This window comes from Nocardia sp. NPDC005825, assembly GCF_040630175.1.
Lineage (GTDB): Bacteria > Actinomycetota > Actinomycetes > Mycobacteriales > Mycobacteriaceae > Nocardia.
Window position 1 is genome coordinate 107,360 of the sequence record NZ_JBEXXC010000001.1, and the last position, 15,962, is coordinate 123,321.

At 67.0% G+C, this 15,962-nt stretch carries 15 protein-coding genes; 9 read left to right on the plus strand and 6 right to left on the minus strand.

Annotation, left to right across the window (positions count from 1 at the left end; translation table 11 throughout):
- The first annotated feature begins 12 nt into the window (after positions 1–12).
- From nuoL to ABZ382_RS00570, 4 genes are all read left to right on the plus strand, one after another.
- A complete protein-coding gene (nuoL, locus tag ABZ382_RS00555) occupies positions 13–1,884 on the plus strand; it encodes an NADH-quinone oxidoreductase subunit L (RefSeq protein ID WP_357083959.1) in 1,872 nt (623 codons plus the stop codon).
- 20 nt (positions 1,885–1,904) lie between these two features.
- The gene (locus tag ABZ382_RS00560; RefSeq protein ID WP_357081848.1) at positions 1,905–3,530 is read left to right on the plus strand and encodes an NADH-quinone oxidoreductase subunit M; all 1,626 of its coding nucleotides are present in this window, start codon (positions 1,905–1,907) and stop codon (positions 3,528–3,530) included.
- On the plus strand, positions 3,527–5,140 hold the full coding sequence (gene nuoN / locus ABZ382_RS00565) for an NADH-quinone oxidoreductase subunit NuoN (protein WP_357081850.1): 1,614 nt from the start codon (positions 3,527–3,529) through the stop codon (positions 5,138–5,140). Before ABZ382_RS00560 ends, nuoN begins: the two co-directional genes overlap by 4 nt.
- Positions 5,141–5,785: 645 nt before the next feature.
- Positions 5,786–6,514, plus strand: coding sequence for a sterol desaturase family protein (locus tag ABZ382_RS00570; protein ID WP_357081852.1), 729 nt, complete (start codon positions 5,786–5,788; stop codon positions 6,512–6,514).
- A 10-nt stretch (positions 6,515–6,524) separates the two neighbouring features.
- Here the strand turns inward: ABZ382_RS00570 and ABZ382_RS00575 are convergent, their stop codons facing one another.
- Entirely contained in the window at positions 6,525–7,991 is a 1,467-nt protein-coding gene (locus ABZ382_RS00575; protein WP_357081854.1) for an FAD-dependent oxidoreductase, read from the minus strand.
- A gap of 159 nt (positions 7,992–8,150) precedes the next feature.
- Between ABZ382_RS00575 and ABZ382_RS00580 the strand changes: the two genes are divergently transcribed.
- Entirely contained in the window at positions 8,151–8,861 is a 711-nt protein-coding gene (locus ABZ382_RS00580) for an SDR family NAD(P)-dependent oxidoreductase (RefSeq protein ID WP_357081856.1), read from the plus strand.
- Between the two features lie 9 nt (positions 8,862–8,870).
- Here ABZ382_RS00580 and ABZ382_RS00585 read toward each other — a convergent pair whose 3' ends face one another.
- Positions 8,871–9,587 carry a VIT family protein gene (locus ABZ382_RS00585; RefSeq protein WP_357083962.1) on the minus strand — a complete coding sequence of 239 codons (717 nt, stop codon included), beginning with the start codon at positions 9,585–9,587 and terminating at the stop codon, positions 8,871–8,873.
- Positions 9,588–9,836: 249 nt separating this feature from the next.
- On the opposite strand from ABZ382_RS00585, the gene ABZ382_RS00590 reads away from it, so the two are divergent.
- Positions 9,837–10,160 carry a hypothetical protein gene (locus ABZ382_RS00590; RefSeq protein WP_357081858.1) on the plus strand — a complete coding sequence of 108 codons (324 nt, stop codon included), beginning with the start codon at positions 9,837–9,839 and terminating at the stop codon, positions 10,158–10,160.
- Positions 10,161–10,171: 11 nt separating this feature from the next.
- Here ABZ382_RS00590 and ABZ382_RS00595 read toward each other — a convergent pair whose 3' ends face one another.
- The 4 genes from ABZ382_RS00595 to ABZ382_RS00610 all read right to left on the minus strand — a co-directional run bounded on the left by ABZ382_RS00595 (position 10,172) and on the right by ABZ382_RS00610 (position 13,587).
- A complete protein-coding gene (locus ABZ382_RS00595) occupies positions 10,172–11,014 on the minus strand; it encodes an SDR family NAD(P)-dependent oxidoreductase (RefSeq protein WP_357081859.1) in 843 nt (280 codons plus the stop codon).
- 162 nt (positions 11,015–11,176) lie between these two features.
- On the minus strand, positions 11,177–12,004 hold the full coding sequence (locus ABZ382_RS00600) for an alpha/beta hydrolase (protein WP_357081861.1): 828 nt from the start codon (positions 12,002–12,004) through the stop codon (positions 11,177–11,179).
- An 84-nt stretch (positions 12,005–12,088) separates the two neighbouring features.
- Positions 12,089–12,643 carry a carboxymuconolactone decarboxylase family protein gene (locus ABZ382_RS00605; protein WP_357081863.1) on the minus strand — a complete coding sequence of 185 codons (555 nt, stop codon included), beginning with the start codon at positions 12,641–12,643 and terminating at the stop codon, positions 12,089–12,091.
- 92 nt (positions 12,644–12,735) lie between these two features.
- Positions 12,736–13,587, minus strand: coding sequence for a helix-turn-helix transcriptional regulator (locus tag ABZ382_RS00610; RefSeq protein WP_357081865.1), 852 nt, complete (start codon positions 13,585–13,587; stop codon positions 12,736–12,738).
- A 114-nt stretch (positions 13,588–13,701) separates the two neighbouring features.
- Here ABZ382_RS00610 and ABZ382_RS00615 point away from each other — a divergent pair, with 114 nt between their 5' ends.
- The 3 genes from ABZ382_RS00615 (at position 13,702) to ABZ382_RS00625 (ending at position 15,958) form a co-directional block, all read left to right on the plus strand.
- Positions 13,702–14,346 carry a hypothetical protein gene (locus ABZ382_RS00615; RefSeq protein WP_357081867.1) on the plus strand — a complete coding sequence of 215 codons (645 nt, stop codon included), beginning with the start codon at positions 13,702–13,704 and terminating at the stop codon, positions 14,344–14,346.
- A gap of 95 nt (positions 14,347–14,441) precedes the next feature.
- Entirely contained in the window at positions 14,442–15,476 is a 1,035-nt protein-coding gene (locus ABZ382_RS00620) for a fused (3R)-hydroxyacyl-ACP dehydratase subunits HadA/HadB (RefSeq protein ID WP_357081869.1), read from the plus strand.
- Between the two features lie 80 nt (positions 15,477–15,556).
- Entirely contained in the window at positions 15,557–15,958 is a 402-nt protein-coding gene (locus ABZ382_RS00625; RefSeq protein WP_357081871.1) for a heme-binding protein, read from the plus strand.
- The last annotated feature ends 4 nt before the right edge of the window (positions 15,959–15,962 follow it).

Here is a 15,962-nt window from a genome sequence, read left to right on the forward strand (position 1 = left end):
ACCGCACAGATGCTGTTGTGGCTGATGCCGGCGCTCCCGCTCGCGGGAGCCGTCTTCCTGCTGCTGATCGGCCGGATCGGCGACACGTGGGGCCATATTCCGGGCACCGCGCTGGCGCTGGCCTCGTTCGTGGTCGCGGCGTGGGCGTTCTCCGACATGCTGGACCGGCCGAATTCCGAACGGGCCGTGCACTACACGCTGTTCGAGTGGGTGCCGGTGACCGGGCTGAAGGTCGACTTCGCGCTGCAACTCGACCAGCTGTCGATGTGCTTCGCGTTGCTGATCACCGGCGTCGGATCGCTGATCCACATCTACTCGATCGGGTACATGAACGGCGACGCGGGACGGCGGCGATTCTTCGCCTACCTCAACCTGTTCCTGGCCGCCATGCTGGTGCTGGTCCTCGCGGGCAACTACCTGGTGCTGTACCTCGGGTGGGAAGGCGTCGGCCTGGCGTCCTACCTGCTGATCGGATTCTGGTACCACAAGCCCTCCGCCGCGACCGCGGCCAAGAAGGCGTTCGTGGTCAACCGGGTCGGCGACATGGGGCTGGCCATCGCGCTCATGGTCATGTTCGCGACCTTCGGGAGCATCGACTTCCAGACCGTGTTCGGGTCGGCGAGCCACGCGGGCACCGGAACCCTCACCGCCATCGGGCTTCTGCTGCTGCTCGGGGCCTGCGGCAAGTCCGCGCAGGTGCCGCTGCAGTCCTGGCTCGGGGACGCCATGGAGGGTCCGACGCCGGTGTCGGCGCTCATCCACGCCGCCACCATGGTCACCGCGGGCGTCTATCTGATCGCCCGTTCGAACCCGATCTTCGATCTCGCGCCGGGCGCGCGGGCGGCCGTGATGGCTGTCGGCGCGGTCACTCTGGTGTTCGGCGCGGTCGTCGGTTGCGCCAAGGACGACATCAAGAAGGCGCTCGCCGCCTCGACCATGAGCCAGATCGGCTACATGGTGCTGGCGGCCGGACTCGGCCCGGTCGGGTACGCGGCCGCGATCATGCACCTGCTGACCCACGGCTTTTTCAAGGCCGGGCTGTTCCTCGGCGCGGGCTCGGTCATGCACGCCATGAACGACGAAACCGATATGCGCCGTTACGGCGGACTGCGCAAGCTGCTGCCGATCACCTACGTCACCTTCGGGCTCGGATACCTTGCCATCCTGGGCGTTCCGCCGTTCGCGGGATTCTGGTCCAAGGACCGGATCATCGAGGCGGCGTTCGCGTATGGCGGCGTCGGCGGCATCGTCACCGGTCTGGCCGCGCTGTGCGGCGCGGGCATCACCGCGTTCTACATGACCCGCGTCATGATCTTCACCTTCTTCGGCGAGCGCCGCTGGAACGAAGGCACGCATCCGCACGAGGCGCCCGCCTCGATGACCGGGCCGATGATCCTGCTGGCCTTCGGATCCGTCTTCTCCGGCATGCTCTTCGCCTACGGTTCCTCGCTCACCAACTGGCTGGCCCCCGTGGTCGGCGAACACCACGGCGAACCGGTGATTCCCGCCTGGGCCATCACCTTCTTCGCGCTCGCGGTGGTCGCGGCCGGTGCCTGGGTGGCCTACGACCAGTACGCGAAGTCCCCGATCCCCGAGACCGCGCCGGCCGGCAACCCGCTCGTCGAGGCCGCGCGCCGCGACCTGTACGGCGACGCCGCCAACGAGGCCGCGTTCATGCGTCCCGGCCAGCACCTGACCCGGTCGCTGGTGTTCGTCGACAACCGCGGCATCGACGGCCTGGTCAACTCCACGGCCGCGGTGATCGGCGGGCTGTCGGCCCGGATCCGGCGCGTGCAAACCGGATTCGTGCGCTCCTACGCCCTGTCCATGTTCACCGGCGCGGCCCTCGTGGTCGCCGCCCTGCTGGCGGTGAGGTTCTTGTGAACGAGCTTGCGAACGCACCGATGAACTCCGTGAGCGACTTTCCCTGGCTCACGCTGCTGTGGGCGGTGCCGCTCGGCGGGGCGGCGCTCGCGCTGCTGTTCCCGGCCGGACAGCGGGCCGCGGTGCGGGCCTTCGCGCTGATCGTGTCGCTGGGCACGCTCGGCATCGGCATCTGGCTGGCCACCCAATTCGAAACCGGTGGGGCGCAATACCAATTCGTGGAGGACCGGAAGTGGATTCCGGCCTTCGGGGCGGCCTACACGGTCGGCCTCGACGGGATCGCACTGGTACTGGTCCTGCTGACCGCCGGACTGGTGCCGCTACTGCTGATCGCGGGCTGGCAGGACGAGCGGGAGGTCGGCACCGGGCCGCGGGTCGCGCACTACTACGTGGCGCTCACCCTGGTCGTGGAATCCATGGTGCTGGTCTCGTTCACCGCCTTGGACATTCTGCTGTTCTACGTGTTCTTCGAGGTCATGCTGATCCCGATGTACTTTCTCATCGGCGGCTTCGGCCCCCGCACCGGGGATATGGCGCTGCGTCAGCAGCGGGCGCGGGCCGCGGTGAAGTTCCTGCTGTACAACCTGTTCGGCGGACTCATCATGCTGGCCGCGGTGATCGGGCTCTACGTCATCACCGCGCGGGAGAAGCTGGGCAGCCACGGCGGCGGCACCTTCGACTTCCGGACCGTCATGGAGGCCGCCAATTCCGGGCAGCTCGGGGCGACGCCCGCGGTGCTCAACGCGCTGTTCCTCGGATTCATGTTCGCGTTCGCGGTGAAAGCCCCGCTGTGGCCGCTGCACACCTGGCTGCCCGACGCCGCGGTGGCGGCCACTCCCGCCAGCGCGGTGCTCATGATGGCGGTGGTCGACAAGGTCGGGACCTTCGGCATGCTGCGCTACTGCCTGCTGCTGTTCCCCTCGGCCACATCGACATACGCGCCGCTGATCAGCGTGCTCGCGGTGATCGGGATCCTGTACGGGGCGCTGCTGGCCATCGGGCAGACCGATGTGATGCGGCTGATCGCCTACACCTCGATCTCGCATTTCGGATTCATCATCCTGGGCATCTTCGCGCTCACCACCCAGGGCGGCACCGGGGCCACGCTGTACATGATCAACCACGGCATCTCCACCGCCGCCCTGTTCCTGATCGCCGGATTCCTGGTGTCGCGCCGCGGATCTCGGTTCATCGCCGACTTCGGCGGCGTCCAGAAGGTCGCGCCGATCCTGGCGGGCACCTTCTTCATCTCCGGCCTGGCCACGCTGTCGCTGCCCGGGCTCGCCCCGTTCATCAGCGAATTCCTGGTCCTGATCGGCACCTTCACCCGCTACCCGGTGGCGGCCGTGTTCGCGGCCTCCGCGCTGGTGCTGGCCGCGGTGTACGTGCTGTGGATGTACCAGCGGATGATGACCGGCCCGGTGAAGGAGGGCAACGAGCGGCTCTACGACCTGCTGCCGCGCGAAATGGTCGTCGTGGTCCCGCTCATTGTCGCCCTGCTGTTCCTCGGCGCGTACCCCAAGCCGGTGCTGGACCGGATCGATCCGGCCGTCGCCCGCACCCTCACCACGATCGGACAGCACAATCCGGCCCCGGCGGTGCAGCCGGAAGCCGCCCAGACGAACACCGGAGGTGCCCACAAATGAGTGGAGGTCTGCTGCTCGCCGCGACGGTCCCGGCACCGAGCATCGAATACCGGTACCTGTCACCGATGTTGATCGTGTTCGGTGTCGCGGTCGCCGGGGTGCTGGTGGAGGCGTTCGCGCCGCGCGCGTCGCGCTATGTGATCCACCTGGTGCTCGGGCTCGGCGGGATGGCGGTCGCGCTGGGCGCGGTCATCGGGCTGCGCGATGTCCGGGCGACCGCCGTGGTGGGAGCCGTTGCCATCGACGGGGTTTCACTGTTCCTGCAGGGCACAATCCTGGTGGTCGGCATTCTCGGACTGCTCTTCATCGCCGAGCGGCGAGCCGACCGGATGCCGGTGCGCCGCGAGGGACCCGGCACCTGGAGTGTCACGGCGTCCCGCGGCGGGGTCGACGCCTTCACCCCGCAGGCCGCCTCGACGCCCGGCAGCCTCGACGAGATCGCCGCCACCAAAGCGGGAATCGCGACCACCGAGGTCTTCCCGCTCACCATGTTCGCCCTCGCCGGGTTGATGCTCTTCCCCGCCTCGAACGATCTGCTGACCATGTTCGTGGCGCTGGAAGTGCTGTCGCTGCCGCTGTACCTGCTGTGCGGCCTGGCCCGCCGCCGCCGTCTCCTCTCCCAGGAGGCCGCGCTGAAATACTTCCTGCTGGGCGCGTTCTCGTCGGCCTTCTTCCTCTACGGGATGGCGTTGCTCTACGGCTACGCGGGAACCATCCGGCTGGCGGGTATCGCCGACGCGGTGGCCCGTGACGACGGGAAGTCGCACACCCTGGCGGTCATCGGCGTCGCCATGCTGGCCGTCGGCCTGCTCTTCAAGATCGGCGCGGTCCCGTTCCAGTCCTGGGTTCCAGACGTCTATCAGGGCGCCCCGACCCCGGTCACCGCGTTCATGGCCGCCGCCACCAAGATCGCCGCAGTCGGTGCGCTGCTGCGCGTGCTGTACGTCGCGGTCCCGAACCTCCGCAACGACTGGCGTCCGGTCTTCGCGGCGGTCGCCATCGCCACCATGGTCGTCGGCGCGATCCTCGCCATCACCCAGACCGACATGAAGCGCATGCTCGCGTATTCCTCGGTGGCGCATTCCGGTTTCATCCTCACCGCCATCGTCTCCGCAACCACCGCCGGCATCTCCTCCACCCTCTTCTACCTGGCGGTCTACGGCCTCGGCACAGTCGGCGCCTTCGCCCTGGTCAGCCTGGTCCGCGACGAAAACGGCGACGAGGCAACAGCTCTCCCCGCCTGGGCGGGGATGGGCCGCCGCTCCCCCTGGCTGGCCACCACCTTCTCCCTGTTCCTCCTCTCCTTCGCCGGCATCCCCCTCACCAGCGGCTTCATCGCCAAATTCGGCGTCTTCGCCGCAGCCACCGGCGGCGACGCGGCAACCCTGGTCATCGTCGGTGTCATCTCCAGCGCCATCGCCGCCTTCTTCTACATCCGCGTCATCGTCCTGATGTTCTTCACCGACGCCCCCGCCACCCCACCGACCGTCGTCTACCCCACCCTCACCAGCACCGTCATCGCCCTCACCGCCGCAGCCACCCTGGCCCTCGGCATCTTCCCCCAACCCCTTCTCGACCTGGCGAAGAACGCCGCGACTCTCACCCACTGAGCCCCAGCCGAAAGACCGATAGGCCCGCCGCGAATCTCGCAGCGGGCCTATCCATTTCGCCCGGATGCCCGGGAAGTCACTGCCCCGAACACTCGGGGCAATCGATCTGAAATGTACATGGTTCAGAGCTGTTAGCCTCGGGACCCTCACACCTACCAACTCGGGGGAACCGTGTCCAAAGTCGACACTCGAACCAGGCTCCGCGGAGCACTCGCCGTCGCAGTCCTTTTCACCGGCCTGGCCGCCGCCAAGGGCGTCGCCGTCGCCGCCCCGAACGCCCTTCAGCCCGTCGCGTCGACTGGTTCGTCCAGTCTGTCGTCGTCGGTATCGTCGGACCCGATGCCGTGGATCTACGCCGGGAACTCCGCCTTCTGGAGTTCGCCTCTGGCACCGCTCCTCGGTGCCCTCTTCGGATGCAGCGGTTCTGCGATACAGCTGCTTTGCACCCCCGTTGTCGGGGCCGGCGGCGGATAGCCGAAATCCCTTACCCCGCCACGCAACTCCGACCTGGACACCACGGTGGATTACACTCGCATCTTCATGCTGGCGATACCGGCATACTTGTTCGCAATAGTCCTCGAATGGGTTTCCTGGCGTCGCAGTGCGGGCGGGGATGGGAAGCGTGGATTCTATGCTCCCGATACCATGAACAGCCTCGCGATTGGTATCGCGAGCAGGGTTACCCGTTCGTTGGAGAACCTGCTCGTCCCATTCTCTTTCGTCCTCGTCGCGGCCATGTTGACGCCGATTCAGCTGCCCGCCGACCGATGGTGGACCTGGGCCATCGGACTGATCGCGACCGATTTCTGCTACTACTGGGGGCATCGGGCCGATCACCGGGTTCGCATATTGTGGACGGCTCACAGCGTGCATCACTCCAGCGAACAGTTCAATATGTCCACCGCGCTCCGGATGCCGGCCCTGATGCCCTTCGCAACTTTTCTCTACAATGCCGCGTTCGTGCCCGCTGCCTTGATCGGCGTCCCGCCGTTCATCATCTTGTTCTGGCAGCTCGCCAGCTCGATCTTCCAGTGGCCCATGCACACCCAGCGCATCGGCTTCCTGCCGAAGCCGATCGAGTATGTCTTCAACACCCCCTCCCACCACCGTGTCCACCACGGGTCCAACAACCCCTATCTCGATAAGAACTACGGTGCCGTCTTCATCATCTGGGACCGGATGTTCGGGAGCTACGCGCACGAAACCAGCCCTGTCATGTTCGGGCTGACGAAGAACGTCGGGACGTTCAACCCGATCAAGACGAACTTTCACGAATTCATCGCCATGCTGGCCGATGTCGGTGAGGCGCGCGGCATGCGCAGGACGCTGCGTGCGGTGTTCGGCCCGCCTGGCACGAATCCCTCAGCCGGATAGGTTCTTTCGGCTACGCCGGTCCGCATCGGACGTCGAAGCGGTCGCGGACGGTGTCGAGGGTGTGGCGGAAGTGCTCCTCGTCGCGGTGGTGGGTTCGGAGGAAGTGGGCGGTGTCGGTGAGGCGCCGGTGGAGTGGGTACCAGCGGTCGTAGTCGAGGCCGCAGTGCAGGAAGGCCGCGGGGCCCAGTGCGTCGTAGACGAGGCTCAGGTTGTACAGGTGCAGGGTGAGGCCCGCGTAGGAGATGACGCTGGCGATCCGTGTCTTGGTTCGCATGTCGTCGGCATCGGCGGCGTACAGGGGTAGGTCGCGGAGTTTGTTCCGGAACATGAGGTGGGTGAGGAAGTAGCCGGCGAAGGATTGGAATCCGAATGTCGAGGAACGGGTTTGGATCGACAGCACGGAACCGCTGGGTGACCGGTACGGCTCGTAGGGCGTGTTCGCGTGCAAGAGGTAGCCGGTGCAGTTGATGAGCCAGCTGCCGGGCGGGATGGCCTTGGTCTCGCCACTGCGGAACTCCAGCTCGATCGCGCCGTTACGGTCGACGGCATCGCGTAGATGATCCATGACCACCGAGTGCAGGCCCGCGCGAATGGTTCGCTGCTCCGATTCCGACAGCAGGCCCACGAAGAAGCCATCGGCCTGTGGGGTGACCGACAATCCGGCGGCGGCCAGCAACCACGCCTGGACCGCGGCCTCGTTGGTGCCGTCGAAATGGCGTGCGATGTCGATGAAGAGCCGGTTCGGCATGACGCCGCCCCACCATCGGCGGATCCCGGGCGGCACGATCCGATCGCGATTGACGAAGAGGGTGCCGGGCCCGGCGACCAGGTTCACCTGCCGGTCGGGGCGGTTCGTGATGAGCGCCGCGGCGGTGTCCATGGCGGTTTTGCCGCCGCCGACGATCCATACCGGAGCGTCGCTGCTCGCTATTTCATCACTACGCACGTCGCAGTAGTTGGGTGACACGGAGCGAACACGGTCGCTGGATACCCGCAACGGTTCCATCGGCACCACATTCATGCCGAACGCCTTGATCAGTCTGTCCGCCTTGATGATCAGCGGCGACCCGTCCGGTCGCGTGCAGGTGACGTGCACGCCGTCGGCGGCTTCCGCATGGGACACGTAATCGCAGCCGAAGTACTCCGCGACGCGCACCCGTTCACCGATGACCCGGAGGCAGTGCTCGAAATGCTCGATCACCTCGGTCCGCGTCGCGAGGTAGGAAGGTTCCTTCCGCAGCGTCCACTTGATGTCGCCGACCGTGAACAGCGGATGGGGCTGGTGCAGCCGGACGTAGGGATACGCGTCGACCCACATGCCGCCAACCCCCGGATGCCGATCCACGAGCGCGATGGTCTGGTCGGCCCGCAGATACCGGCTCGCGACGAACATCGCGTTCAGCCCCGCGATCCCCGCCCCGACGACGCATACGTCGCACCTCCGGGTGGGAACTGGCTCGAGGTCGGAAGTGTCCATAGCTAACTCCCTGCTATTGCTGATGGAACCACCGCCGACCTTGGATGTCAACGAGTCGTACGGTCTCGATCCAACGACGATCAGCAGTCGTGGACCCGCCCGGTCGAGGGCTGGATAAACGGTTGACTTGGAGTGCGCTCCAGATCCTAGATTCGGCGCATGAGCAGAATTCTGATTACGGGTGCCAATAAGGGAATCGGGTTCGAGGCGGCGCGGCAGCTCGTGGCTGCAGGGCACACCGTCTACCTCGGGAGCCGGGATGCCGGGCGGGGGCTGGCCGCGGCGGAAGCGGTTGGGGCGCGGGCTGTTCGGATCGATATCACCGATGACGAGTCCGTGCGCGCGGCCGTGGCGGAGATCGGGGCCGAGGGTGGGCTGGACGTGCTGATCAACAATGCGGGGATTCAGGCGGAGATGAGCGCGGACGGGGGTGTGCTGGGGGCCGGGGAGATGACTGCCGAGATCATGCGGGAGACGTTCGAGACCAACGTTTTCGGGACGGTTCGGGTTTTGGAAGCGTTCTTGCCGTTGCTGGAGAAGGCGGACGTGCCGGTCGTGGTGAATGTGAGTAGTGGGCTGGCGTCGTTGCACAGGCTCGTGGCCGAGGGAGATATGGTCAATCGGTATCCGGGGGTCGCTTATCCGGCATCGAAGACCGCGGTGAATGTGCTGACGATTCAGTACGCCAAGGCTTTTCCGCGTATTCGAATCAATTCGGTGGAACCGGGTTTCACCAGTACCGATCTGAACCACAACCTCGGGCATCAGACGGTGCAGGAAGCGGCGGAGATCATCGTACGGATGGCGCAGATCGGCGCGGACGGGCCGACGGGTGGGTTCTTCGACGCGAATGGCCCGCTGGCCTGGTGATCGGGTGGGTCAGACGGTGATTCCGACGATGTGGCCGATGGCGTAGGTGGTGATCATCGCCAGTGCGCCGCCGGCGAGGACGCGGATGGTCGCGCGGGCGACGGGGGCTTGTCCGAGGCGCGCGCCCACCGCGCCGGTCAGGGCCAAGGCGGCCAGCACCGCGCCCATGGTGAGGGGAACCCGGATCGCCTGGGGCGTCAGGATCGCCAGGAGCGGGAGCAGTGCGCCGAGGGTGAAGGACAGGGCCGAGGAGAGCGCCGCGTGGACGGGGTTGGTGAGGTCGTCGGGGTCGATGCCGAGTTCGGCCTCGGCGTGGGCGGTGAATGCGTCTGCGGCGGTGAGTTCTTCGGCCACGGCTCGAGCGGTGGCCGGGGACAGGCCCTTGGCTTGGTAGATGGCGGCCAGTTCGGCGAGCTCGGCCTCGGGTTGTTCGGCCAATTCGCGGCGTTCGGTTTCCAGTAGGGCGCGTTCGCTGTCGCGTTGGGTGCTGACGGAGACATACTCGCCGAGGGCCATGGACACCGCGCCCGCGGCGAGTCCGGCCACGCCCGCGGTCAGGATCGCGGTGCTGTTGCTCGTCGCGGCCGCGACACCGACGACAATGCCCGCGACGGAGACGATCCCGTCGTTCGCGCCCAAAACGCCCGCACGCAGCCAATTCAGACGGGTGGCCAATCCGGTCGCATGAGGTTCGGCGGGATGCGCGAGCGCCACCGAACCGGTCATTTCGTCCCTCACCAGGGGAACGGTAATAGTTCACAACGTGTGCCGCCAGCAAAGAAAGGCTCACCGAAATTAGGTAATGCATTGCATATCAAGGGGTTTCGGGGTGGCGCGCATCACGGGTGATCCGCGACACGGCGATCGCGACACGTTTGCGACAAGCAGATTCTCGGTGGATTCGGGCCATGCGCGACGCGGGTTGGCCGTAGCGTTGTGTTCGGCGCCAAGCGGATCGGGTAAGAGAGCGGCAGGATGCGGCCACAACCGTCAGCGATCGGATACCTCCGGCACGATGTGTCGGGGGCACAGCAGCAGTGGGACGAGGCTCAGATCCAGCATCTGGCTCGTCGACTCGGCTATGACCTGTGCAAGACGGTGGTCTTCGGCCCCGAGACCGATCGGCCGCTGGTCCGGGTCCGCACCCTGGTCTCCCGCATGGAGGCCGACGCGGTGATCATCCCCAGCCTGGCGCACTTCGACGGGCACATCCCCGATGACATCGTCCAGGTCGCCGACATCATCACGGTGAGCCCCGAAAATACCTACGCGCGCTGGGCGATTCCGCCGGTGGAATGATCCGGCACGGGTCAGATGCCGGCCGCGCGCACCACACTGTCCGCCAGTCGCGGCGACACCGTGGACAGCAGCCGCAAGGCCGCCGCATAGGTGGGATACAGCTCGACCGGACGGTCACGCACCGCCGTGAGCACCCAGTCGGCGGCCTGCTCCGGCGTCAGCGCGGCCTGGGTGTCGTAGTCGCTGGTCGGGCTGATCATCGGGGTGCGTACGAGCGGGAATCCGATTGTGGTGACCGCGATTCCGGTGTCGTGGCATTCCGCGCCGAGACTGCGCCCGAACGCCGCCAGCGCGGCCTTCGAGGCGTGGTAGGCGCTGAACTTGGGCATGACACCGGCGGTGGTGCCCCAGGTGCCGATATTGATGATGTGGCCGCCGTTCGCCGCCCGCAGCGCGGGCAGCAGGGCCAGGGTCAGGCGAACGGGCCCGAAGTAGTTCACGGCCATGGTCCGCTCGTAATCGTGGGCCCGATCGGTGGCGTCGAAGGCGTTGCGGCGGATGGACCGCCCCGCATTGTTGACCACGATGTCCGGCGTGCCGAAATGCTCGAGCACAGTGGCCGCCAGTTCGCCGACCTGTTCGGGATCGGTGAGATCGCAGGGCATCGGGTGGGCGACGCCGCCGGCGGCGGTGATGGACCCGCAGGTCTGCTCGAGCCGTTCCCGGTCCCGGGCCACCGCGAGGATCCGCGCGCCGCGGTCGGCCAGCAGACGCGCGGTCGCTTCGCCGATTCCAGAAGACGCACCGGTCAGGATCACGGTGCGGTCGCGCAGATCCGGTGCGCTGGTCGCGCCGACGATCGATCGGATCGAGGGCGTCGGCTGCAGCAGCGCTGAGGCCAGATAGTTCTTCATAGCGGTACCCGTCGTCGGTGGCGAGGTCGGCGCATGCGGGTAGCTGGATCTCGACCCACACGAATTGACTAATCGGTAAATTACGGCGGGGGCAGTTCGCTGTCAATCAGCGACGGCCATGCGCCGGCCCTCGAGCTCGACCCATGACCGTCGCCGAACCCGCTAGTCGGCTTCGATGACCTCGCGGACCCGCTTCGCGAACGCGTCGGGCTGTTCCATGAACCCGGCGTGGCCGCCCGGGAAGAGGGTCGGTTCGATACCCAGCTCGGCGCCCAGGGCGCGCGAGGTGCGATCGCAGAACAGGTCCGCGGACTCGTCGCCGATGCCGATGACGATCGTCGCCGGGGTGGCGCGCAGCGCGTCCAGGGAGGGCGCCCAGCCGGAGGTGGTGTGCAGTTCGTGGCGGTAGAAGAAGTCGTCGGAGGCGATGGCCTGCGGGTCCCGCTCGCCGCCGAACATCTGCTGCAGCATCTCCTCCGGCATGAACAGACCGGACATCTCACCGAACTTGCGCATCGCGCCGATCACGTCACCGGTGTTGTACACGTCCAGGATCTCGTCGGTCTGCGCCCGCAGTTCTTCCCGGTTGTCGAGCAGTTCACGCAGCGGCGGCTCGTGGGCGATGAGCGTCGACACCAGCTCGGGCCGGTCGATCGCGAGCGCCAGGCCCGTGATCGCGCCGCCACTGGATCCGATCACCACGGCCGGGCCCTGACCGATGTGGGTGATCACCCGGGCCAGGTCGTCGGCGCGCAGTTCCGGCGTCGAGTCCTTGTCGGGGTCGGTCACGGTGCTGCGCCCGTGGCCGCGCGGGTCGGGGCACAGGACGGTGTGGTCGGAGGCGAGCAGTTCGGCCAGCGCGGCGAAGGGACCGGAATCCATCGGGGCGCCGACCAATGCGATCAGCGGGCCGCTGCCGCGGACTTCGTAGTAGATGGTGCCGTCAGGCACCGCGACAGTTCCGGAGGTGACGGGTGCGGTCGTGGTCATGGTCTCTCCAAGTGGCTCGGAACGGGGACACCTGAATTGACGGTACGACCGCGCCGAATTCATCGCCGCGAGAACGGAAGAGCCTCAGCCGACCGGACGCCGGGATTCGGGCAGCGCGCAGGCGACACCCTCGGCGGTGCCGAGCGGGCGCACACCCAGCGCCTGGTTCAGCCGCGCCCGCTGGTTCTCCCACGCGATGGCGGCGGTCAGTTCGGTCAACTGGGACTTGTTCATCCGGCTCAGCAGCTGGGTGCGCAGGTCGTCGAGATCCAGCGAGGTCGGCGTGACCGTCATGGCCTCGGCGAAGGCGATCACCAGCTTCTGGGTGTCGCTGTAGGCGGCGCTGTCCTGATACGTCGGCAGGTCGCTGACCTGCGCTTCGGTCAGCCCGCCGAAGTGGGCCAGCGTGGAGCCGATGTCGAGACAGAACTGGCAGTTGACCAGTGCCGCGGTCTTGAGCTCGGCCAGCTCCTTGAGGGTCGGGTCGAGTTTGTTGGAGAACAGCAGCGTCGTCTCGTGGAGCAGGGTGGTGACCAGCAGCTGCGGCCGCCGGATGAGCCAGCCGAACAGGTCGGTCTGATTCTTGCGAGCTCGACCGATGGCCTTGACGTATTGAATGATTCGGGCAATTGCGCGCATGATGCCTCCCCATGGCGTTTCGCGGGATCTTCCCTGCGTATCCAGCCTAGGCCGAACCTGCGACGCCTTGTAGTAGCAATGCGCGCCCGATTTCAGTGATCTACATCTACCGCCCGCGACACCGGACCCGAGGCATTCCACGACCCCAGAATCCGCAACTTCTCATAGCTGTCCGACCCCTCCGGCGCGGTATAGGTGACCAGCGTCTGATCCTTGGCCGTGAGCACCTGCAGCACTTGCCAATCCAGCTCCAGCTCCCCCACTACCGGATGCCGCACCAGCTTGCGCCCACCCGCCATCGACCGCACCCCGTGCCCGGCCCACCACCGCCGGAAATCCGCGTCGTGCACCGACAACTCCCCCACCAACCGCGCCAGTCGCGCATCCCCCGGCGTCCGCGCCGCCGCCATCCGCAACCGATCCACCGCCTCGGCCGCCACCTGCTCCCAGTTCGCGAACAGCCCCCGCATCCGCGGCTCCAGGAAGATCAACCGCACCAGCGCCCGCTGCGCCGCCGGAATCTCCGCGAAGTCCATGAACAACGCGACAGCCCCCGCGTTCCAGGCCAGGATGTCCGTCCGCGGCCCCAATACGATCGCGGGAGTCTGCAACGCCCCCAACAGATCCCGCAGCGTCCCACCGACTTCCGGCGCGACAGCGCATGCTCGCGGCGGCCGCGCCTGCACCAGCATGCGCAGATACTCGTGCTCCTCGCGTGTCAATCGCAAGGCCCGCACGATCCCCGCGAGCAAATTCTCCGACGCGGTGGCCACGCGCCCCTGCTCCAACCGCGTGTAGTGATCGACGCTCACCGAGGCCAGTAGCGCCACCTCTTCCCGCCGCAGCCCTCGCACCCGTCGCGGATTCCCGACCGCCGGCAACCCGACCTCCTCCGGAGATACCGCCGCCCGCTTGGCCTTCAGAAATTCTCCGAGCTCACTCACGCTCCCAGTCTGGCATCGCCGCCCGCCCGGTTCCTGGGGATGCCGCCCCCAGGAACGGCGGATTGCCGTTCCTGGCAGGTGATTTCGTCGGACTGTCCTGTTAGCTTGCGCGCCATGACTGAAGAGGTGCGGCACGGGGTCGGCTTGACGCGGCGGGTGATCGAGTCGGTGCGGACCGAGCCCGGGCGGGCGATGTTCGAGCCCGTCGCGTGGGTCGGCTACACGCCGTGGGTGGCGGGTGAGCCACGGCCCATGGACGAGGAAGCGTTGGCCGAGGCGGTATTTCCGTCCGGGCGGCCGCTGTCGCCGAGCCTTCGGGAGTGGCTCGCGTTCGATACCACCTTGTTCGAGCGTTGCGGATGGTTCGCGGAGGGCGGCGGATTCGCGCCGCGGCCGTTGGACGAACTGGTCGGCGACGAGCTGGGGCAGCCCTGGGGAGAGGCCTTCAAGGCGCTGGCCCAGCGGTTTCCGGAGTGTTTCCTGCTGCCGGGCGGGTCCGACTCACGGCGGGTCCTGGCGGTGGGTGCCGCCGATTCGCTGGGCGAGTACCCTGTGGTCGCTCTGGATGTCGACGACATGCCGTACGCGGGGCTGATGTACCCGGGCTTCGATGTATATGTGGCGGAGGTGGCAGGATTCGTCCAGTGCGAGTTCGAGACCTATACGGATCTGGGCTCGGATGCGGTGTACGGGTGGCGGATGCGGGAGCATGCCGTCCGTAGCTTCTCAGGGCAGCTGTGTGCGGAGTATCCCTTCTGATGTTTTCCGCCACGGGTGCCGAATCGTGTGAGAAGGTGTCGTTTCACTCATGATGTCGGTGGACCACCACCGGTTACCGTGTGGAAGGAATCCGGATGGAGGAGGGCTTGGTGGAGGCGACGTTCGACGTAGCGGGTCTGGTGGGGCATCACTACCGCCTGGACGACTACTACGAGGTGGGCAGGGAGAAGATCCGGGAGTACGCGCGAGCGGTCCAGGACTTCCATCCCGCGCACTGGAGTGAGGACGCCGCCCAGGGGCTCGGATACGCCGGGCTGATCGCGCCGACCACCTTCATCTCCACCGCGGCGATGCTGGCCAATCGCAAGCTGCTGCAGACCGTGCTCGAAGGCTACGACGTGATCGTGCAGACCGATCAGGTCTTCGAGATGTACAAGCCGGTGGTGACAGGCGAGCGGTTGGTCAGTGATGTCGAGTTGTCCTCGGTGCGCCGGATCGGCGGCAAGGATCTGCTCACCATCACGAACACGTTCAGCGACATGGCCGGTGACATCATGCAGGTCATGCACACCACCGTCGTGGGGCTGACCGGCGAGGACGTCAACGCCGATATCAGCGCCACGATCGACCGGGTGATGATGAGCGGGCTCGAATCGACGCCCACCGCTGCCGCCGACGCGGGCCGGGTGCCCGAGCCGGGCGACGCCGCCCGGCATTCTCCGGTGTCGCGGCTGCGGACCCCGCTCACGTCGGTGCGATTCGAGGACGTCGCTGTCGGTGACGAGCTTCCCTCTCGGACCGTGACCCTGACGCGCGGCGACCTGGTCAACTACGCCGGGGTCTCCGGTGACGTGAATCCGATCCACTGGCATCCCGAGATCGCCACGCTCGCGGGCCTTCCGGACGTGATCGCGCACGGCATGCTCACGATGGGCTTGGGCGCCGGATTCGTGACCGGCTGGCTCGGCGACCCGGGCGCCGTGCTCCGCTACGGCGTCCGGCTCTCGAACTACACGGTGATCGAAGCCGCCTCGGCGGGCATCGTCGAATTCACCGGCCGCATCAAGTCGCTCGATCCCGAGACCCGGACGGCCGTGGTCGTCATCGTCGCGAAGGCGGCGGGCCGCAAGATCTTCGGTCTCGCCACCGCCGACGTCCGACTCGCCTAGCAACGGACCTTCCAGGTGGTGTCATCCCCGGCCACGACACCACCTGGATGCCGCCGGCGATCGCGGCGAATCTGATTGCCATGACAACACTTTCGCTCGACACCGCCGCCCGTCTCGCCACCGCCGGCCACCAGGCCGCCGACACCATGGCGGTCCGGATGAACATCGCCATCGTGGACGCGGGCGGCCACCTCATCCACTTCACTCGCCACCAGGACGCCCTGCTCGGCTCGATCGATCTGGCCCAGCGAAAGGCCAAGACCTCCATCCTCTTCCACATGCCGACGGCCACCCTGGGCCGGATCTCGCGCCCCGACGGCCCGATCTACGGCATCGAATGGAGCAATGGCGGCCTGATCTCCTTCGGCGGCGGCCTGCCCATCGCCGACGCCGACGGCCGGGTCATCGGCGCGGTCGGCGTCTCCGGGGGAACCGCCGATCAGGACGTCGAGGTAGCCGAAGCCTGCCTCGCCGCCCTCTGACCGG